The 20,055-nt window shown below is 58.5% G+C and carries 18 protein-coding genes and 2 tRNA genes; 13 read left to right on the top strand and 7 right to left on the bottom strand.

Annotated elements, in window-relative coordinates:
• Positions 1 to 19: 19 nt before the first annotated feature.
• The 3 genes from PFY00_RS07865 to PFY00_RS07855 all read left to right on the top strand — a co-directional run bounded on the left by PFY00_RS07865 (position 20) and on the right by PFY00_RS07855 (position 3,296).
• Complete coding sequence (locus tag PFY00_RS07865; protein ID WP_408648448.1) at positions 20 to 1,024, top strand: DctP family TRAP transporter solute-binding subunit; 1,005 nt, start codon at positions 20 to 22, stop codon at positions 1,022 to 1,024.
• 156 nt (positions 1,025 to 1,180) lie between these two features.
• Positions 1,181 to 1,915 (top strand): TRAP transporter small permease, encoded by a 735-nt coding sequence (locus PFY00_RS07860; protein ID WP_271431986.1) that lies wholly within the window; start codon positions 1,181 to 1,183, stop codon positions 1,913 to 1,915.
• 4 nt (positions 1,916 to 1,919) lie between these two features.
• The gene (locus PFY00_RS07855; RefSeq protein WP_271431985.1) at positions 1,920 to 3,296 is read left to right on the top strand and encodes a TRAP transporter large permease; all 1,377 of its coding nucleotides are present in this window, start codon (positions 1,920 to 1,922) and stop codon (positions 3,294 to 3,296) included.
• 143 nt (positions 3,297 to 3,439) lie between these two features.
• Here the strand turns inward: PFY00_RS07855 and tpiA are convergent, their stop codons facing one another.
• Entirely contained in the window at positions 3,440 to 4,189 is a 750-nt protein-coding gene (gene tpiA / locus PFY00_RS07850; RefSeq protein WP_271431984.1) for a triose-phosphate isomerase, read from the bottom strand.
• Positions 4,190 to 4,317: 128 nt separating this feature from the next.
• Between tpiA and PFY00_RS07845 the strand changes: the two genes are divergently transcribed.
• On the top strand, positions 4,318 to 5,217 hold the full coding sequence (locus tag PFY00_RS07845; protein ID WP_271431983.1) for an isopenicillin N synthase family dioxygenase: 900 nt from the start codon (positions 4,318 to 4,320) through the stop codon (positions 5,215 to 5,217).
• 108 nt (positions 5,218 to 5,325) lie between these two features.
• Positions 5,326 to 6,264 (top strand): pirin family protein, encoded by a 939-nt coding sequence (locus tag PFY00_RS07840; RefSeq protein ID WP_271431982.1) that lies wholly within the window; start codon positions 5,326 to 5,328, stop codon positions 6,262 to 6,264.
• A gap of 14 nt (positions 6,265 to 6,278) precedes the next feature.
• Here the strand turns inward: PFY00_RS07840 and PFY00_RS07835 are convergent, their stop codons facing one another.
• A complete protein-coding gene (locus PFY00_RS07835; protein WP_271431981.1) occupies positions 6,279 to 7,043 on the bottom strand; it encodes a polysaccharide deacetylase family protein in 765 nt (254 codons plus the stop codon).
• 250 nt (positions 7,044 to 7,293) lie between these two features.
• Between PFY00_RS07835 and PFY00_RS07830 the strand changes: the two genes are divergently transcribed.
• From PFY00_RS07830 to PFY00_RS07810, 5 genes are all read left to right on the top strand, one after another.
• Positions 7,294 to 7,370 (top strand) — tRNA-Asp (locus PFY00_RS07830).
• Positions 7,371 to 7,406: 36 nt separating this feature from the next.
• Positions 7,407 to 7,483: transfer RNA gene (locus tag PFY00_RS07825), tRNA-Asp, on the top strand.
• Between the two features lie 103 nt (positions 7,484 to 7,586).
• Positions 7,587 to 8,684: a UDP-3-O-(3-hydroxymyristoyl)glucosamine N-acyltransferase gene (locus tag PFY00_RS07820; protein WP_271431980.1), complete on the top strand. Its 1,098-nt coding sequence runs from the start codon at positions 7,587 to 7,589 to the stop codon at positions 8,682 to 8,684.
• Between the two features lie 36 nt (positions 8,685 to 8,720).
• Positions 8,721 to 8,981 carry an acyl carrier protein gene (locus PFY00_RS07815; RefSeq protein ID WP_271431979.1) on the top strand — a complete coding sequence of 87 codons (261 nt, stop codon included), beginning with the start codon at positions 8,721 to 8,723 and terminating at the stop codon, positions 8,979 to 8,981.
• The gene (locus tag PFY00_RS07810) at positions 8,978 to 10,186 is read left to right on the top strand and encodes a beta-ketoacyl-[acyl-carrier-protein] synthase family protein (protein ID WP_271431978.1); all 1,209 of its coding nucleotides are present in this window, start codon (positions 8,978 to 8,980) and stop codon (positions 10,184 to 10,186) included. The genes PFY00_RS07815 and PFY00_RS07810 overlap by 4 nt, the downstream gene beginning before the upstream one ends.
• Positions 10,187 to 10,445: 259 nt before the next feature.
• Here PFY00_RS07810 and eno read toward each other — a convergent pair whose 3' ends face one another.
• The 5 genes from eno to PFY00_RS07785 all read right to left on the bottom strand — a co-directional run bounded on the left by eno (position 10,446) and on the right by PFY00_RS07785 (position 16,208).
• The gene (eno, locus tag PFY00_RS07805; protein WP_271431977.1) at positions 10,446 to 11,723 is read right to left on the bottom strand and encodes a phosphopyruvate hydratase; all 1,278 of its coding nucleotides are present in this window, start codon (positions 11,721 to 11,723) and stop codon (positions 10,446 to 10,448) included.
• 92 nt (positions 11,724 to 11,815) lie between these two features.
• Positions 11,816 to 12,685, bottom strand: a complete 870-nt coding sequence (locus PFY00_RS07800) for a DMT family transporter (protein WP_271431976.1) — start codon at positions 12,683 to 12,685, stop codon at positions 11,816 to 11,818.
• A gap of 148 nt (positions 12,686 to 12,833) precedes the next feature.
• Positions 12,834 to 13,802, bottom strand: a complete 969-nt coding sequence (locus PFY00_RS07795; RefSeq protein WP_271431975.1) for a glucokinase — start codon at positions 13,800 to 13,802, stop codon at positions 12,834 to 12,836.
• Between the two features lie 5 nt (positions 13,803 to 13,807).
• Complete coding sequence (locus tag PFY00_RS07790; RefSeq protein ID WP_271431974.1) at positions 13,808 to 15,127, bottom strand: GH1 family beta-glucosidase; 1,320 nt, start codon at positions 15,125 to 15,127, stop codon at positions 13,808 to 13,810.
• 55 nt (positions 15,128 to 15,182) lie between these two features.
• Positions 15,183 to 16,208: a substrate-binding domain-containing protein gene (locus PFY00_RS07785; RefSeq protein ID WP_271431973.1), complete on the bottom strand. Its 1,026-nt coding sequence runs from the start codon at positions 16,206 to 16,208 to the stop codon at positions 15,183 to 15,185.
• A 271-nt stretch (positions 16,209 to 16,479) separates the two neighbouring features.
• Here PFY00_RS07785 and PFY00_RS07780 point away from each other — a divergent pair, with 271 nt between their 5' ends.
• The 3 genes from PFY00_RS07780 to PFY00_RS07770 all read left to right on the top strand — a co-directional run bounded on the left by PFY00_RS07780 (position 16,480) and on the right by PFY00_RS07770 (position 20,046).
• On the top strand, positions 16,480 to 17,748 hold the full coding sequence (locus PFY00_RS07780; RefSeq protein WP_271431972.1) for an ABC transporter substrate-binding protein: 1,269 nt from the start codon (positions 16,480 to 16,482) through the stop codon (positions 17,746 to 17,748).
• 110 nt (positions 17,749 to 17,858) lie between these two features.
• On the top strand, positions 17,859 to 18,878 hold the full coding sequence (locus PFY00_RS07775) for a carbohydrate ABC transporter permease (RefSeq protein ID WP_271431971.1): 1,020 nt from the start codon (positions 17,859 to 17,861) through the stop codon (positions 18,876 to 18,878).
• A 13-nt stretch (positions 18,879 to 18,891) separates the two neighbouring features.
• On the top strand, positions 18,892 to 20,046 hold the full coding sequence (locus PFY00_RS07770; RefSeq protein WP_271431970.1) for a carbohydrate ABC transporter permease: 1,155 nt from the start codon (positions 18,892 to 18,894) through the stop codon (positions 20,044 to 20,046).
• Positions 20,047 to 20,055: the final 9 nt, after the last annotated feature.

Below are 20,055 nucleotides of genomic sequence, written 5' to 3'. Positions count from 1 at the left end.
CGAATCTTGGGAGGAAACCATGAAAAAGATTCTGATGAGCGCAGTTGCAGCTGCCGCCCTGATGACCGGCGCAACTGCCGCCGACGCCGCATGTGATGACGGCGAGATCGTTATCAAGTTCAGCCACGTGACCAACACTGACCGCCACCCCAAGGGTATCGCGGCCACGCTGTTGATGGAGCGCGTGAACGAAGAAATGAACGGCAAAGCCTGCATGGAAGTTTTCCCGAACTCCACGCTCTACAACGATGACCAGGTGCTCGAAGCGATGCTGCAGGGCGACGTGCAGATGGCGGCACCTTCGCTGTCCAAGTTCGAGCAGTTCACCAAGCAGTTCCGCATCTTTGACCTTCCGTTCATGTTCAAGGACATCAACGCTGTTGATGCATTCCAGGCCTCTGAAACAGGTCAGGCGATGAAGGAATCCATGGTGCGTCGCGGTCTGCTGGGCCTGGCGTTCTGGCACAATGGCATGAAGCAGATGTCTGCAAACGTTCCGCTGGAAAGCCCGGCAGACGCAAACGGCCTGAAGTTCCGCGTTCAGAACTCCGAAGTGCTCAAGGCGCAGATGGCCGCTCTGGGTGGCAGCCCGCAGCCAATGGCCTTCTCGGAAGTGTATGGCGCTCTGCAGACCGGCGTTGTTGACGGTCAGGAAAACACCTGGTCCAACATCTTCGGCAAGAAGTTCTTCGAAGTTCAGGACGGCATCACCGAAACCAACCACGGCATCATCGACTATCTGGTCGTGACCAATGTCGACTGGTGGGAAGGTCTGGACGCAGACGTGCGCGATCAGCTGGGCGCGATCCTGGCCGAAGTGACCGAGATGCGGAATGGCGAGTCCACCAAGGTGAACGAAGAAGCCAAGCAGGCCGTAATCGACGCGGGTGGTGTCGTTCGCTCGCTGACGGCCGAGCAGCGTAACGAATGGGTCGAAGTGATGAAGCCCGTTTGGGACCAGTTCCGCGATGACGTGGGTCAGGAAAACATCGACGCAGCGCAGGCAATCAACGCGTCTATGTAAAAAGCAAGGGCCGGCTCGTAACCGAGCCGGCCTCTCGACCGGGGTTTGACCCGGTCTCGGCTGTCGCAGCCGAGAAGACCCGGACACTATCCAAAAGCCAAGCAAGGGTCGGGCGCTCTCCGGGGGCGTGCGTTTGCAGTTATGCGGGAGGGGAGCATGTCTTCGAATTCCGTCTCAAAGTCAGCATTCGGTCGGTTCATCGACGAGCTGGAAGAGACAATCATCGCAATCATCTTGGGCGCAATGACCATCATCACATTGGTCACGGTGATCGTGCGCTACGTGTTCAACGCAAAGTGGTGGCGCGCCTTCGAGGAAATGACCGGTATCGATTTTCCGAATACAGTGATCTGGGGGCTTGAAGCCACGGTCTTTCTGTTCGCCTGGCTGGTGTTGTTCGGCATGAGCTACGCAGTCAAGAAGACATCGAACCTTGGTGTGGATGCGATTATCAACATCGTTCCGGAAACCGTGCGCCGCGTGCTGGCACTTGTCGCGGTAGCGGTCTGTATCGCCTATGCCTTTTTGCTGACAAAAGGGGCTTGGGACTACTGGGCTAACTTTGCCAACTTGCCGCAGACCACGGGCCGCTGGTTTCCCACCGGGTTCGAGGACATGGGCCGTACCTCTTATCGGTCTTGGTACGAAGTGAACGATATCCGCATGCCGGAATGGCTGCGCTTTATCGAGCCATGGATCAACGAGGGCGAGGCCTATGAAAAGGTTCCGCGCTTTATCCCCTATGCCATGTTGCCGTTCGGGGCCGCTCTGCTGCTGCTGCGCTTTTGTCAGGCCGGATGGAGAATCTGGACCGGGCAGGAAGACAGCCTGATTGTTTCACACGAAGTCGAAGATGCGGTCGAAGACGCCGCCAAGATGAACAAGGACTGATAACATGGATGTCGTAATTCTGTTTTCCATGGTGATCGGCCTGATGCTGATCGGTGTGCCGATCGCGGTCGCGCTTGGGTTTTCCTCGACGATCTTCCTGCTGGTGCTCAGCGACACGTCGCTGGCCTCGATTGCGCAGAGCTTTTTCCAGGCGATGGCGGGGCACTATACCTTGCTTGCGATCCCGTTTTTCATCCTCGCGTCGAGCTTCATGTCCACTGGCGGCGTGGCCAAGCGGATCATCCGCTTTTCGATTGCGGTTGTGGGGCATTTCCACGGCGGTCTGGCCATTGCGGGTGTCTTTGCCTGTATGCTGTTCGCCGCCTTGTCCGGTTCCTCGCCTGCGACGGTTGTTGCCATTGGCTCTATCGTGATCGCCGGTATGCGGCAGGTCGGCTATTCCAAGGATTTTGCCGCAGGCGTGATCGCAAATGCCGGTACGCTTGGAATCCTGATCCCACCTTCGATCGTGATGGTTGTTTACGCCTCAGCGGTTGAAGTCTCTGTCGGTCGCATGTTCCTGGCCGGGGTCATTCCGGGCCTGCTGGCGGGCGGTATGTTGATGGTGACGATCTATGTCATCGCCCGCATGCGCAACCTGCCCAAGGGCGAATGGAAGGGCTGGGGCGAAATCTGGCAATCGGGCATGGAAGCGGCCTGGGGCCTGTTCCTGATCGTGATCATTCTGGGTGGCATCTATGGCGGTGTCTTTACGCCAACAGAAGCGGCTGCCGTTGCAGCGGTTTACGCCTTCTTTATTGCCAGCTTTGTCTATCGGGACATGGGCCCGCTGGCAGGCAAGGACGGTGCGCCAAACCTGCCGCTGTGGCGCAAGCCGCATGCCATCGTGACCGCGTTCTTTCACAAGGATACCAAGGACACCTTGTTTGAAGCCGGTAAACTGACGGTCACGCTGATGTTCATCATCGCAAACGCGCTGATCCTGAAACATGTGCTGACGGACGAGCAAATCCCGCAACAGATCGCCGGCGCCATGCTGGACGCTGGATTTGGGCCGGTGATGTTCCTTGTGATCGTGAACGTGATCTTGCTGATTGGTGGTCAGTTCATGGAGCCTTCGGGACTGCTGGTCATCGTGGCGCCGCTGGTGTTCCCGATTGCGATCGAACTGGGGATCGACCCGATCCACCTCGGCATCATCATGGTGGTGAACATGGAAATCGGCATGATTACACCGCCGGTTGGCCTGAACCTCTTTGTCACCTCGGGTGTGGCCGGAATGCCGATGATGCGGGTTGTTCGGGCAGCACTGCCTTTCCTTGCGGTTCTGTTCGTCTTCCTGATCATGGTGACCTACATACCGGCGATTTCGACCTTCCTGCCGAACTACTTCATGGGGCCTGAGATCATTATCAAGTAGGCACGCGCCCGCACAGCGCCGTCAGGCGCGGCGGCAAACGCAAAAAGACGGCGCCCCAGAGACGGGGCGCCGTTTTTCTTGGCCATTGACCGATTGCGTATTTTTAAAAAGAAGAAGCGCAGCCCTGTTAAGGGCCGTCGTCTTTAGGTCGAACTGGCGTTCAGAGCCTCGATGATCGGGACAAAATCCGCAGCCTTGAGCGATGCGCCGCCAACCAATGCGCCGTCCACATTGGAGACAGCGAAGATGTCCGCTGCATTGCCTGCTTTGACCGAGCCGCCATAGAGCAAGCGCACCGAGCGCCCGACACCGGCTCCGAAGCGGCGTTCGAGCCGCGCCCGGATGAAGTCATGCACATCGCCGATCTGGTCTGTTGTCGGCACCTTGCCAGTTCCGATTGCCCAGACAGGTTCATAGGCGATGACAGTGTTGTGCCCGGTCGCGCCGTCCGGAATCGATCCGGCCATCTGGCCACCGATAATGTCCAGTGTGTTCTGTGCCTCGCGTTCGGCCAGTGTTTCGCCGACACAAACCACGGCAACCAGCCCGGCATCCCAGGCGGCGCGGCATTTGGCGCGCACGTCGTCGTCATGTTCGTCATGGTCGGCCCGGCGCTCTGAATGGCCCAGAATGACATGGCTTGCACCCGCATCTGACAGCATTCCGGCAGCCAGATCACCGGTATGCGCCCCGGCGCTTTGCGCGTGGCAATCCTGACCGCCGATGGCAATCTCGGTGGCCGCGGACTTGGCTGCGCTGATCAGGGTGGCTGGCGGGCAAATCAGCACCTCGGCATCGCCGCGAACAGCGGCATCCGCCATCGCTGACAACTCAGCCAGATCAGCGGTCGTGCCATTCATTTTCCAATTGCCTGCGGCCAGTTTGCGTCGCATGGGATCTCCTGCTTGATATGTTTGCGCCATCATCGCGGCTGGGGGCGCGGCGTCAAGAGCGGTTGCAGCCCCAAAGCAGACGTGGCATGCCCGCGCCCAGTTTCTGTTGCCCCAGAAGGAGGCTTGTCATGATCCCGAGGCTGGACGCCGAAAAGATCGCTGCGCGCGATCCCGAAACACTGGAAGCGCTGCGCGAAGGCGCCGAAGGCGTCGGGTTCCTGACCGTGCACAATACAGCGATTGGTGCGGCGCGCATGCGGTTTGTTCTGGCCGCCTATCGGGCCTTTTTTGCATTGCCGGACCGGGTGAAACGTCGGGTCGATATGGCAGGAACGGACGCAAGCCGCGGTTGGGGGGCGGCCGGGTCCGAGCAGGTCGATCCTGATGCCAACCCGGACTACAAGCAGTACTTCGATTGCGGCTTTGAGGCGCCCGAGACAGGCCTGCCGATCTACGCGCCCAATCTGTGGCCGGAGCAACCCGACGGCTTCCGCACGGTGATCAAGGCCTACTACCGCGATGCCCTTGGGGTTTCGATGATCCTGCTGCGCGGTATCGCCGAGGCGATTGGCGAAGACCGCCACTATTTCGACGACAAATTTGATCGCCCGATGGCTTTGCTGCGGGGCAACTATTATCCCCCGCGTCCGGAATGGGCCGGGGACAAGGATTTCGGGATTGCTACGCATACCGACTACGGCTGCCTGACCTTGCTTGGCAGCGACGGGGTGCCAGGGCTTGAGGTGCGCAAACGGGGCGGCGGCTGGATACCGGTTGTTGCGGGGCCCGGTGAGTTCATAATCAATTTTGGTGAGATGCTCGAGATGTGGACGGAAGGCCGGGTCAAGGCCACTCCGCATCGGGTGCGCGGCACCACCGAAGAACGTCTGTCTGTGCCACTTTTCTTTAACCCGAACTATGAGGCGAATGTCGCGCCAATGGGCTCGGGTGATGTGATCCGTGCAGGTGAGCATCTGTCGCGCCGGTTCAACGAAACCTACGTGCATTTGCAAAAGGCCAAAGCCTAACCGTCAAACTATGTGCATTTTTGCACATTTTGGTTATCGATGTGCGTAATTGTGGTGGTGCTTCATATTGGGCATCTTGGTGGCATCAACTGCCTCAAGGAGCCTGACATGAGCTGGAATCCTGCGCTCGACCCGCATTGCCCGACCGGCGACGATGTTGACGCGATCGACACCGTTATCATTCCGCGGGCCCGTGATCTGGGCGGCTTCGAAGTGCGGCGCGCACTGCCTGCGCCCAAACGCCAGATGGTGGGACCATTCATCTTTTTCGATCAGATGGGACCAGCGGAATTCCTGCCAACCAAGGGCCTGGATGTGCGGCCTCATCCACATATCGGGCTTGCGACTGTCAGCTATCTGTATCGCGGACGTATGCATCACCGGGACAGCCTTGGAACTGATCGTTGGATCGAGCCAGGGGCTGTGAACTGGATGGTCGCAGGCAATGGCATCACGCATTCCGAACGCACGGACGATGAAACCCAGTCTGAACCGATGCCGTTCTTTGGCATCCAGACCTGGGTCGCGCTTCCAAAGGATCACGAAGACCGGGCGCCCGCCTTTGAACACGTGGGCAAGGACGCGCTGCCAGTCTTGAATGCGGACGGCAAAGAGGTGCGGTTGATCCTGGGCAGTGCCTATGGAGAAACGGCTCCGGTCAAGACAGCGTCTGAGATGTTCTATGCGGATGCCGTTCTGCAAGCAGGCGCGGTTCTGCCTTTGCCGGATGATCATGAAGATCGCGGACTCTATGTTGTTGAAGGCAGCATCGTGGTCGCAGGTCAGACCTACGAGGCCGGTCAGATGATGGTGTTTCGCCCCGGTGATCGCATGTCTGTCCGGGCCGGTGAAACCGGGGCGCGGCTCATGATGCTTGGCGGCGCGACGCTGGAAGGACCGCGCCATATCTGGTGGAATTTTGTCGCCTCTTCGAAAGAACGTATCGAAGAGGCAAAAGAAGCGTGGCGCCGTGAGGATTGGGCAGACGGCCGGTTCCGTCTGCCTGCGGGCGATGATCAGGAGTTTATACCGCTACCAGAGGCGTGATCTGTCGCTTCGGATCAGCCTTTGCTGTTCACCCGACGGAAATTGCGCTTTTGCCAAAGCGGCCAGCCCATCATCTGACTGACGGTGCCAAATTTCATCCCGCGGTCAGACAATCCGTCCAAGGTGCGCGGCATGGCTTTGACGGTTCCGCTTTGAATATCGTGGCTCAGGATGATTGCGCCGGGCCGGGAGCCCTTGAGAATTCGGCTGGCCACCACCGAGGCACCCGGACGCCGCCAATCCTGCGGATCCACTGACCAAAGGATCGTTGGCAGGTTCCGCTCTTCGTAGAGCATCAGGCGCTGACGACGGGTGAAGGATCCGTAGGGCGGACGGAATGTGACCGGCGGGCGGCCGGTAATCTTGAAAATGGCGTCCGATGTTCTGTCGATCTCATTGAGCACCGAGGTCGTGGAGCGTTTGGCCAGATTGGGATGAGACCAGCTGTGGTTGCCGATTTCATGGCCTTCATCGGCGATGCGGCGCACGATGTCCGGCCATGTGACCACCCGATTGCCAATCAGGTAGAAGGTGGCGCGCAGCTTTCGTTGCTTGAGCATGTCCAGCAACAGGGGCGTCAGTTTGGGATGTGGGCCATCATCAAAGGTCATCGCGACCACGGGTGTGGTCGTCCGAACCGCCATGACGGTCGCCGCATCGCGTTGGGCAACATCCTTGGGCAAGGCAATGACAGGGGCGGCCAGCACCTGATCCGGACGGGACAGGGCAACGGCAGCGGTGCCGGCGGACAGAAATGTCCGGCGTGAAAAGGTGGTCATTGTAAAAATTCCCCAGGGTAAAAGTACAAGCAGCGTCGGCAGACACGTAAACAAGCCCGGTGAGAGGCCTATTTCGCAAGGTCTTTCACAGGTCTTTGGCTCAAGCGGTAAAGCGTCGTGGCGCAGGGGCCACGCTTTTTCCCGGCCGGGTGAAAAAATCGCCCGATATGGGCGGGAAATTCGCTTGACGGGGCCGGGGGTGGATCATAAACACGCCCCACGCCAAGCCAAATGGTTTGGGCGGCAGTGAGCGGTTGTAGCTCAGTTGGTTAGAGTACCGGCCTGTCACGCCGGGGGTCGCGGGTTCGAGCCCCGTCAACCGCGCCACCACTGCCCCTGATCCCATGAGGCCGACGCTAAAGCGCGGTTGTAGCTCAGTTGGTTAGAGTACCGGCCTGTCACGCCGGGGGTCGCGGGTTCGAGCCCCGTCAACCGCGCCACTTTCTTCCCTCTTTACTGGATAAGAAACGCCCATAGGGCAGGTGGCGTTGCGCAGCTGCGCGGTTCGCCGTAACAAGATGCAGCGCAATCGCGGGAGGAAACATGCCACACACGCTGTCTGAGATCGCGGCCAGCCTTGGGCTGGAAGTTCAGGGCGATGGTTCGTTGTTGATCGATGCAGTGGCAGAGCCCGCGCAGGCCGGATCGCATGATCTGGCACTGGCGATGAAGCCGGAGTTTGCACAAGGCCTGAAAGATGGCTCGGCGCAGGCTGCCATGATGTGGACGGGCGCCGACTGGCAGGCTCATGGCCTGAAGGGTGCGATTCTTGCAACGCGCCCGCGCTATGCCATGGCTGGTCTTTCGGCCATGATGGATCAGGGGCAGGGCTATGCAAAAGAGATCCACCCATCGGCGGTGATCGATCCGACCGCACGGATCGGCTCAGATGTCAGCATCGGTCCCTTGACGTTTATTGGTCCGAATGCCGTGATCGCAGACGGCTGCGTGATCGGACCGCAGGTGCATATCGGGTGGAACGCACAGATTGGCGCGCAGTCGATCCTGCATGCCGGCGTGAAAATTGGCGCAGGGGTGCGCATCGGTCAACGCTTCATTGCTCAGCCCGGCGCTGTCGTAGGCGCGGATGGTTTTTCCTTTGTCACGCCTGAACCGTCTGCCGTTGAAAAGGCCCGCGCTTCACTGGGTGACGAAGGCACGGATGAAGAAACCGCGCAATCCTGGGCTCGTATTCATTCGCTTGGCGGGGTTCGGATCGGCGACGACGTTGAGCTGGGTGCGGGCAGCTGCATCGATCGCGGCACCGTGCGGGACACACAGGTGGGCCATGGCTGCAAGTTCGACAACCTTGTTCAGATTGGTCATAACGTCGTGATCGGCAACGATTGCCTGATTTGCGCACAGGTGGGTGTTGCTGGGTCCACGCGGATCGGAAACAATGTGGTTCTCGGCGGTCAATCGGGGGTCTCTGACAACCTCGTGGTTGGGGATCGTGCCATCCTGGGTGGCGCTTCGGTGGTGCTGTCCAATGTGCCCGCAGGGCGGGTGATGCTGGGTTATCCTGCCATAAAAATGGACAACCACGTCGAGAGCTACAAAGGTCTGCGACGGCTGCCCCGTTTGTTCCGCGACGTAGCGGCGTTGAAGAAAGCGGTTTCCAAGTTGAACGGGAATGACTAAATCAGCGCCAACGGACACGGAACCTACGGGCCACAGATGAACGTATCGGACAAGGTAATCGAGATCGTCGCGGAACAGGCTTTGCTCGAACCTTCTGACATTAGCCTGACCAGCACACCCGAAGATCTCGGAATCGACAGCCTCGGGCTGGTCGAGTCGATCTTTGCGATCGAAGAAGCTTTCGACATCTCCGTTCCATTCAATGCGAACAATCCCGGAGAATCGGATTTTGACATCTCGTCGGTCGCCAAGATCATCGATGGTGTTCAAAAGCTGATTGACGAGCAAAAGGCGTGAGACGCGTTGTCATCACGGGGGCGGGGACGATCAACCCCCTGGGCGCTTCGGTGCCAGCGACGCTGCATGCCATGCGCGAAGGGCATTGCGGTATCGGCCCGCTGGATTTTCGCGACGTGGACAGACTGGCGATCAAGATCGGCGGCCAGATTCACGACTATGACCCTGAGGCTGCTTTCAATCGACAGCAACTGGCGCTCTATGACCGCTTTACGCAGTTCACCCTGATCGCAGCCCGGCAGGCCATGGCTGCCTCAGGGCTGACGTTTGCCGGGGATCTGGCAAATCGATCCGGGGTCGTGCTGGGCACCTCCGGTGGCGGTTTGACAACGCAGGATGACAACTACCGAGCCGTCTACGAAGAAGGCAAAAACCGGGTCCATCCCTTCGTTGTGCCCAAACTTATGAACAATGCAGCCGCCAGCCATGTCAGCATGGAATTCAATCTGCGCGGCCCTTCGTTTACAGTCGCAACAGCCTGCGCTTCATCCAACCATGCGATGGGGCAGGCGTTTCAAATGGTTCGCCATGGCATGTGTACGGCCATGATCACGGGCGGATCGGAATCCATGCTCTGCTTTGGTGGGGTCAAGGCATGGGAAGGGCTGCGGGTCATGTCCAAAGACGCCTGCCGTCCGTTCTCTGCAACGCGCAACGGTATGGTGCAGGGCGAAGGAGCGGGAGTCTTTGTCTTCGAGGACTACGAACACGCAAAAACCCGCGGCGCCGAAATACTGTGCGAAGTGGTTGGTTTTGCCATGACCTCGGATGCGGCTGACATCGTCATGCCATCCAAACAAGGTGCCGCGCGGGCCATCAAGGGCGCTCTGGAAGACGGAAAAATTGCCAAGGAACGCGTGGGTTATATCAATGCTCACGGAACAGGCACGGCCGCCAACGACAAAACCGAATGCGCAGCCGTTGCGGATGTGTTTGGTCACCACGCCGACGCACTGATGATTTCCTCGACCAAATCCATGCACGGGCATCTGATTGGTGGAACCGGCGCCGTGGAATTGCTGGCCTGCATCATGGCGTTGCGCGACGGGGTGATCGCTCCAACAATCGGATACGAAGAACCGGACCCGGAATGCGCGCTGGATGTGGTACCCAACGTGGCGCGTGAAGCCGAAGTCGATGTGGTCTTGTCCAACGCTTTTGCCTTTGGCGGACTGAACGCAGTTCTGGCCCTGAGCCGGGTCTGACAGGGGGCGCTGCCCCCTCGGCCTTCGGCCTCACCCCCGGGATATTTTTGGCACAAAGAAACAAGCAAGGCCCGCGCCGATGTCTCGAACGCGGGCCGGAAGCCTTGGGCTTCTCCGTGCGCGGTCATCGGCGTCCCCGCCTGTTCCGCATCTCTTATGGTGAAGCATTAACCTTAATACTTGGTTTCTTTGTGCCCAAAATATCCCGGGGGAGGCGCGCCGACAGGCGCGGCGGGGGCAGAGCCCCCGGATTGTGCTTTCAGCCTTTCAGGATCGAACGCCCGGCATATTCGGCGGTCTCCTCGAGCATTTCTTCGATACGGATCAACTGGTTGTATTTAGCCAACCGGTCCGAACGAGCCAGTGATCCGGTCTTGATTTGCCCGCAATTGGTGGCCACGGCGAGATCGGCGATGGTGGCGTCTTCAGTTTCTCCTGAGCGGTGCGACATCACGTTGGTCATGCGCGCACGGTGCGCCATATCCACAGCCTTGAGGGTCTCGGTCAGCGATCCGATCTGGTTTACTTTGACCAGCATAGAATTGGCGCAACCGCTTTCGATGCCCATGGCCAGACGTTCGGGATTGGTTACGAACAGGTCATCACCAACCAGCTGTACGGTTTCACCGAGTTTGTCAGTGAGCAGTTTCCAGCCTTCCCAGTCATCTTCGGAACAACCATCCTCGATCGAGATGATCGGGTAGTCGGCGCAGAGCGCGGCCAGATAATCGACATTCTCGGCGGGGCTGAGCGAGATGCCTTCGCCGGTCATCTCGTATTTTCCGTCCTTGAAGTATTCAGTCGCGGCGCAATCCAGCGCGAGATAGATTTCTTCGCCGGGTTTGTAGCCAGCCTTTTCAATGGACTTAAGGATGAAATCGAGGGCTTCGCGGGTGCTTCCGAGCTCGGGCGCAAAACCGCCTTCATCGCCAAGACCGGTGGACATCCCGGCGGCCGAAAGCTCTTTTTTGAGCGTGTGGAAGACTTCGGAGCCCATGCGCACCGCTTCGCGGATATTGCTGGCCGCCACAGGCATGATCATGAATTCCTGAATGTCGATCGGGTTGTCCGCATGTTCGCCGCCGTTGATGATGTTCATCATCGGAACGGGCAAAACGCGGGCTGATGTGCCACCCACATAGCGGAACAGGGGCTGACCGCAGTAATCTGCGGCGGCCTTTGCGACGGCCATGGATACGCCAAGGATTGCATTTGCGCCGAGGCGCGCCTTGTTCGGGGTCCCGTCCAGTTCGATCATGGCCATATCGATGCCGACCTGATCGGTTGCGTCGAGCCCCAGAACGGCTTCGGCAATCTCACCGTTGACTGCGGCCACCGCTTCCAGCACGCCTTTGCCCATGTAGCGGCTCTTGTCACCATCGCGGCGTTCAACCGCTTCGTAGGCGCCTGTGGACGCGCCCGATGGCACGGCGGCGCGGCCCATGGTGCCGTCTTCAAGGGTCACGTCGACTTCGACTGTGGGATTGCCCCGGCTGTCGAGGATTTCGCGCGCGTGAATATCAATGATGGTGCTCATGGGATTTGCCCTTCGTGGCTGCGGAATTACTTTGCGCGCTTCATAGCAGGCAGGGAAGGGATGTAAACCGCTAATGATAGCGCTAACATTGCCTAAGACTGCGCAAGCCGTCTTTCGCGCAGGAAACTGTAGAGGCCTGCGGCAAGAATAAGGGCGGCGCCAACAAGTGTCCAGAAATCGGGTCGGTCGCCAAAAAACGCTATTCCCAGCCCGGTGGTAAAGATGAGCCTGCTATAGCGAAACGGTGAGACGATGGATGCGGGCGCCATGCGCATGGCGACGGTAACGCCAAAATATCCGGTTGTTGTAACGATGATGGCGCCCAAAATGGGCCAGAGCGCGGATGGCTGCCAATTGATGGCCTCACCGGAGAGCCCAAGCAGCAGGACGCCGGGAATAAGCGTCGATGCAAAGCCCCAGGTCGACAGGAACAGCGCCGGGACATGGGGCGGCGCGAGCCGTGTCACCAAATCCCGCGCAGCCAGTCCGGACACGCCAAGGACGGCAAACAATTCGTAGCCGGTAAAGCCTGATCCAAACGGCCGGATCACGATCAGCATGCCAATCAGTCCCACCGCGATGGCGGCCCAGCGACGCCAGCCGACCTGTTCGCCCAGAAACAGGCTGGCACCCAAGGTGACGACCAGCGGTGCCGCCTGCATGATAGCAGCAAAGACGGACAATGGGACATGTGCAATGCTGGTGATCATGCCAATCGCACCCACGATCTCAAAGGTGCCGCGCAGCAAAACCATCGGGTGGCGTGCGTCAGAGGTCCAAAGTGAAATGCCGCGCAAGCGGGTCACGACGACAAAGAGAAAGGTTCCGCCAAGGCTCATCATCAGCATGATCTGCCCAAGCGATGCATGGCGGCTGGACTGCTTAATGAAAGCGTCGCTCATTGCCAGTAAAGCCATGCCCAGCACCATGATGCCAATCGCGCGAATGGGGTTGTGCTGCATGTGGGTGTGGATCCTGAGCCGGTGCCTCTCTCGGATAGAGGTCACAGGGCTTGGTCACAAGGAAATATGCGATTTTGTCCTATTTATCCATTTTTGTGGATAAATATCAGCACGCATGCTCGAAAAATGTTGATAAAGTGAAAGACTTTTACGCGGTCAATTCGCTGAGGTGACCAGCGCATCCCGTCAGGGCTGCGTAGTCATCGCTGATCATATGCACAGGGAACTGCTGAACGAAATCGGAAAAGCGCCCCTTGTCAGAAAAAGCCTCGGCGAACCCGTGTTTCAACAGCAGCGGCGCGAAATGGCGCGCAACACCGCCGCACAGATAGATCCCGCCAAAGGGAAGGCTGATCAAAGCAAGGTTGCTGGCATAGCGCCCCAGCATGGTGACGAAGATCGTAACCGCCCGGTCTGCCTGTGGGTCACCGTTTTGGTAGGCCGTCATCAGATCATTGGCCTCGAGCGGCACACCGTGGCCATCCTCTTGGCAAATCCACGCGTGCAGGTTGGCAAAGCCGCGCCCAGACAGAACCTCTTCCATGCTTGGCATGCCGTGCTGTGCGCTCAGGCTTTTGACCAACCGCAATTCGGTTTCGGTTTGGGCGGGAATGGAAATGTGGCCGGCCTCGGCGGGCGGGACCAGAGTTTGCCCGCCAAGACGGTATACCGGTGCGGAATTCAAACCTGTGCCGATGCCTATCATCAGGCGGGCGGCATGCTGCCCGGCGGGTTGCCCCGGCAAGATCGTTTGCAAATTGGCGTCCGCGATGTGGTCCACTGCGTGACCCTGGGCCTGAAGATCATTCAGAACGGCGACCGTGCTTGCGCCGGTTGCGGATGCGATGGTGTCGCGCGAAATGCTCCAGTCGAGATTTGTCAGACTTCCGACGCCGTCCCGCACCGGGCCGGCAATAGCCACGCAGGCCGCGCCGGGTTTTGCACCTGTTTGGCTGAGGTATGCCGACAAAACGGCATCGAGCGATTCATGTTCGCTGTTGCGAAAGCGCTGGATGCTGTTTGCATCAACTGCGCTGCCGTGACTCAGGGCCACACGTGTGTTTGTTCCGCCGACGTCTGCGACAACGGCGAGCGACCCAGTGTTTGCAGCTGTCATGTGGTTTACCCTTTCAGAGCTTTCGCAAGCGCGTGGTATGACGCCTTGGGCGTGCGTTCAAGGCTTTCGAAATCAACATGCACGAGGCCAAAGCGTTTTTCATATCCAAGCGCCCATTCGTAATTGTCGAGAAGGGACCATAGGAAATATCCCTGCACTGGGGCGCCGTCCTGAATGGCGCGCTGTACGGCCTCAAGATGGGCGTTGATGTACTCTGTCCGGTTTGGGTCAGGTACCGAGCCATCGACGACTTTGTCGGGCGCAGCCATGCCGTTTTCTGTGACGAACAAGGGCAAATCCCCGGTGTAGTCACGGGCGGTTCTTGTTAGGAAATTATAGAGACCTTCAGGAAAAATTTCCCAATTCATAAAGGTCTTTACGAGGGGACCTTCAACCTCTTTATGAGCAGGCCAGGGCCCGCTTGTCGGGGCGATGACCTTGCGGGTGTAGTAGTTGATCCCACACCAATCCACGGGTGACGTGATCACGCCGAAATCGTCATGCCACCCTTGCGGTAGATGCTCTTCGAGGCCATCAAGAACGATCTGGGGGTATTCGCCTTTGAACACGCCGCTCATGTACCAGTGATTGTAGTATCCGTCATAGAGCGCCGCCGCGGCTTTTGCGGCTTCGCTGTCGTCTGCGGGCGTCGCCCATTCCATGTTGAACACACCGCCAAGGTTTCCTAGCCCCAGTGACCGCATGGCTTGGATGGCTGTGCCATGCGCCAGCAGAACGTGATGCATTGCGCGCGCGGTGGCCCGGATGTCGCGAAGGCCGGGCGCATGATGGCCAAGGAAGTGGCTCAGAAACGCAACGCACCACGGCTCGTTGATGGGCGCGACGGAATGCATTCGGTCGCCGATCTTTTCCATGATGGCGGTTGTAAAATCGCCGAACCACCCGGCGATGTCCCGATTGCGCCATCCCCCCAGATCGGCGAGCGGCGAGGGCAATTCCCAATGATAGAGCGTCGCGCAGGGCTTGATTCCACGCTCCAGCATGGCGTCCGTCAGGCGATCATAAAAATCGAGCCCTTCGGGATTCACTGTCTTGCCGTCAGGCATAACGCGGGCCCAAGAGGTCGAAAACCGATAGCAGTCAAACCCGGCGGCAGCGATCAGGTCGAGGTCTTCTTCATAGCGGTGATAGTGATCGCAGGCGCGCATGCCATGTTCGGCCCGCACCACATTACCGGGTGTGGCTGCGAAATCGTCCCAATGGGTGCGGCCGGCACCGCCGAATCCATGTCCTTCGATCTGATAAGAAGAGGTGGCCGTTCCGAAGAGAAAGCCCTCGGGAAAATCAGCGCGCGTGTATTTCATAGCAAGCCTCGGATTGCCCGAACGGTGCGGGTCTTAATCGTTGAATTGGGATAAATCAGGTGGGGGCAGGGCCCGTAGAGGTTCCGATGATCAATTCGGCCTCCATCAGTTCGGTTTGGGGATCACTGTCCGGGTTCTTGATCTGCTGCATCAGCATTTCTGCAACCCGCGTCCCCGCGGTGCGCACCGACGAGCGGGTCGCGGTAAAAATCGGAACATCATGGCCGTTCTTGATGTAGCTGAGATCGTCATCATGGGTGATCACGGAAACATCGCGGCCCATTTCGAGGCCAGCTTCGTGAATGGCGCGGCGCACGCCAATGGCGATCATCATCGAAGCGACCAGAAAGGCGGTGGGCGGTGATTCCATCGCCAGCATCTCGGATGCGCTGCGATACCCGAATATTTCGGTCATTTCTTCGCTGCGCATCAGGGCCGGGTCCGGGTCTACGCCACGCTTTTTCAAGGCGTCCTCGTATCCGCCGCGGCGGCGGTGGGCGAAATCCATGACCTCAAGCCCGTTGATCAGGGCGATCCGGCGGTGCCCCAGATCCAGCAGAAAGTCTGTTGCGCGACGAAAGGCGCGCGTGTTGTTGGTGTCCAGCCAATTGTACGGCGTGGTGACGTCCGATGCGCGGCCGTGAACTACGAAGGGCAGGCCCAGTTCTGTCAGCAGGGCGATCCGGCTGTCTTGCATGCGCGGGCCGTGCACGATGATTCCATCGACGTTTCCGCGTGCCTTGATCTTGCGATAGGCGTCTTCTTCGTCGTTGTCATCCACAAGGGTGAGCATCATGTCAAAGCCCTGCTGCACATAGGCCTCACCGGCGCCGGCGACAAAGTCGCCAAAGACCGGGTTCACCATTTCATGCTGGGTCGAGACGGGAATCACGTGACCGATGGTTTGTGAACGCCCCGTGGCCAAGCTTTTGGCCCGTGCGTTGGGGCTGTAATTCAGCTCTTTCGCGGCCTGATGAACCCGTTCACGCGTCTTTTCACTGACCTCAGGGTAGCCGTTCAGCGCACGGCTAACCGTGGTCTGCGACAAGGCAAGGTGTTCTGAGAGTTCTTTCAGGTTCATGCGCAGATAAGGCCCAAAGCGCTTCGAATTTGTCAAGGGGTGAGGTGCCATATTCTTATGGTGTGCGTGCTGTTGTCCGCGTTGAAGTCATGCGTTTAGCTGCGGTGCAGCAACATAAAACAAGGCAAAAGCATGCCAATCCCCATTGACTCGGACTTGTGTTTTCGGTCATGTCTAATCATCCAAAGCGCTTTGGCAAATTTGAAAAGCCATGAAAGCGTGTCGGGGTGACATACGCGGCGCAGCCGCGAACTAGACGGGAGGAAACCCAATGAAGAAATCGTATCTGCTTGGAGTGGCGGCGTCGGCTTTGGTCGCGGGTCAGGCCAGCGCTGATAAAATCACAGTTGCAGGCCCTTGGCTGTCGCCAGAGGCGGAAATCATTGAAGAGATTTTTGATGTCTTCGAAGAGCGGACTGGCCACGAAGTCAGCTATGTCGGTTCGGACAGCTTCGAGCAGCAGATTGTTGTCGACGCCGAAGCAGGTTCTGCGCCGAATCTGGCCGTATTCCCACAGCCGGGTCTGGCTGCGGACATGGCAGCGCGCGGCTTTCTGACACCGCTGAAGCCTCAGGTTACCGAGTGGGTCAAAGAAAACTACGCAGCGGGCCAATCCTGGGTTGATCTGGGCAGCTACAAAGATCCAGCGGGCAACATGAATCACTACGGCATGTTCTTCCGCGTCGATCTGAAGTCGCTCGTTTGGTATGTGCCTGAGAACTTCGAAGACGCAGGCTATGAGATCCCGACTACGATGGAAGAGCTCAAAGCACTGACCGATCAGATCGTGGCTGATGGTGAAACACCATGGTGTATCGGTCTGGGTTCCGGTGCCGCAACGGGCTGGCCGGCGACGGACTGGGTTGAAGACCTGCTGCTGCGCACTCAGCCTCCTGCGGTTTATGACGAATGGGTCAGCAACGCGCGTTCCTTTGATGACCCGGCCATCGTCGCCGCCATCGAAGAGTTCGGCTATTTCGCACGCAACGACGACTATGTTGCCGGTGGTGCAGGTGCTGTTGCCACAACCGATTTCCGCGACTCGCCCAAGGGCCTGTTTGACACGCCGGCACAGTGCTACATGCACCGTCAGGCTTCGTTCATCCCGGCGTTCTTCCCAGAAGGCACCGAAGTCGGTCTGGACGCAGACTTCTTCTACTTCCCGTCCTACGCGGACAAGGATCTCGGCAACCCGGTTCTGGGTGCGGGCACGCTCTTTGCGATGACCAACGAATCCGAAGCAGCGCATGAACTCGTGGCCTTCCTTCAGGATCCGATTGCACACGAAATCTGGATGTCCAAGGGTGGCTTCCTGACGCCGCACAAGGGCGTTGATGCAGCCAAGTTCGCCGATGACACCGGCCGCGGCATGAACGAAATCCTGCTGGGCGCAACCACCTTCCGCTTTGACGGCTCTGACCTGATGCCGGGTGGCGTTGGTGCGGGTTCGTTCTGGACCGGGATGGTTGACTACACTGGTGGTAAGGATGCAGCCGAAGTGGCCAAAGGCATTCAGGACAGCTGGGACGCGCTGAAGTAAGCGCTGGCTGACCGCACCTCAAAAGACTGTCTTTCCCGGCGCGTTCGGGAAAGACCCAAGAACCGGGACAATCCCCGGTATTTCCAAGCCATTTTCGGGGGGAGGACGTAATGCATCCGGCATTTGCGGGTCTTGTGACCATTGTTATCGGCGTGGGCGGCTGCCTTTGCTACTTCTGGCTGTCGAACCAATTTCTCGATAAAGTCCTGTTTCCGGCCAAGGGGCCAAATGCGGGGCGAAACATCAATCGTGCCAATCTGATCCGGCCATGGCTGTTTCTGTTTCCGGCGCTTTTTGCCCTGTCTTTGTATCTTGCCTATCCGGTCGTCGAAACCATCCGCCTGTCGCTAACAGAGCGCGTGACCCAAACCGACGGAACGACCGTTTATGAATTTGTCGGGTTGAAAAACTACGCCCAGATGTCATCAGACCCCAAGTTTTGGGAGGCCATGTTCAACAACATGTTCTGGCTGATCGTTGTGCCGGCTTTGTCGACGGCCTTTGGTCTTCTGGCGGCGCAGCTGACCGATCGGATCAGCTGGGGAAATATCGCCAAGTCATTGATCTTTATGCCGATGGCCATCTCATTCGTCGGCGCGGCGGTGATCTGGAAGCTGATCTATGATGCCCGTCCACCGGACACCAGCCAGATTGGTGTGGTGAATGCCATCTATGTTGGCCTGACCGGCAACGATCCGGTTCAGTTGCTCACCGTTCCTTTCTGGAACAACTTCTTTTTGATGATCGTGCTGGTGTGGATCCAGACAGGTTTTGCCATGGTGATCCTGTCGGCGGCCCTGCGCGGCATTCCCGAAGAAACCATCGAAGCGGCCATCGTGGACGGTGCGAACCCGTTCCAGATCTTCTTCAAGATCAAGATGCCCCAGATCATGGGCACGATCGTCGTGGTCTGGACCACCATCACGCTGGTTGTTCTGAAGGTCTTCGACATCGTTTTTGCTATGACCAACGGCCAATGGGGCACCCAGGTTCTGGCCAATTACATGTACACGCAATTGTTCGTTTCGCGCGATTGGGGCGTTGGAAGTGCATCGGCCATGGTGATCATGCTGCTGGTGACACCCATCCTGATCTGGAACGTGCGCAACGCGCGCAAAGAAATGCGCTGAGGGAGGATACGTCATGGACAATATCGCCGGAACAAAATCCTCGCTCACATGGGCTGTGCACATCTCGGTCGTAGCGCTGGTTCTCTTGTGGCTTTTCCCGACTGCAGGGCTGTTTGTAAGCTCGTTTCGGACAGCCGATCAGATTTCTGCCTCGGGATGGTGGAAATCGCTGACCACGTCTGAACAGAACCTGACCCTGCGGGCCGGGGCGCCTGCAGATCAGGTTCAGGATGGCGCGCTCTACGTGATCGAAGGAAACCTGTTCGACGAAGCAGAGGCCCCGCAGGCGAAAATCGGGACATGGGGCATTTCGGCCCGAGAGCTTGGCGCGTTTCAGCCGGGTGACACGGCCGAGCTGCGCAATGGATCCAAGGTGACGGTGCAGGAGAATGGTGACTATCGCCAGACCAGCGAAGAGGAATTCAGCGGTCGGCGCGGCAGCCGCATTTTTGTCAATGCGGAATTGCCACCGGATTTCACGCTCGAGAACTATGAGCAGGTTTTGTTTTCCGGCAACAGCCAAGACAGCATGGCCAAGGCCTTCTTCAACACGCTGACCGTGACCATTCCCGCAACCATCATTCCCATCGTGATCGCCGCCTTTGCGGCCTATGCGCTGGCTTGGATGGATTTCCCGGGCAGGGCGCTGCTGGTGGCATTCGTGGTCGCATTGCTTGTGGTGCCGCTGCAACTGGCGTTGATCCCGTTGCTCAAGCTGCATTTGGGCATCGGAATCGGCAAAGGCTATCTGGGCACCTGGATGGCGCACACGGGATTTGGACTGCCCTTGGCGATCTATTTGCTGCGCAACTACATGGTTGGTCTGCCGCGCGACATCATCGAAAACGCGCGCGTCGACGGAGCGACGGATTTTCAGATCTTTACCAAGATCATCCTGCCGCTGTCATTCCCGGCGCTGGCCAGCTTTGCGATCTTCCAGTTCCTGTGGACATGGAACGATCTGCTGGTGGCCAAGGTGTTCCTGATCGACGCCAGTGGCCAGACGACCGTAATGACAAACCAAATCGTTGAATTGCTGGGCACACGCGGCGGCAATTGGGAAATCCTGGCAACGGCGGCCTTTGTGTCGATCTCGGTGCCCCTGGTGGTTTTCTTTGCGATGCAGAAATACCTCGTGCGCGGTCTGTTGGCCGGCTCGGTGAAGTAAGGACAAGAC

It is taken from the genome of Thalassococcus lentus (assembly GCF_028023555.1).
Lineage (GTDB): Bacteria > Pseudomonadota > Alphaproteobacteria > Rhodobacterales > Rhodobacteraceae > Thalassococcus_A > Thalassococcus_A lentus.
The sequence above is the reverse complement of the archived record's forward strand: the minus strand, read 5'-3'. Positions and strand labels throughout refer to the sequence as shown.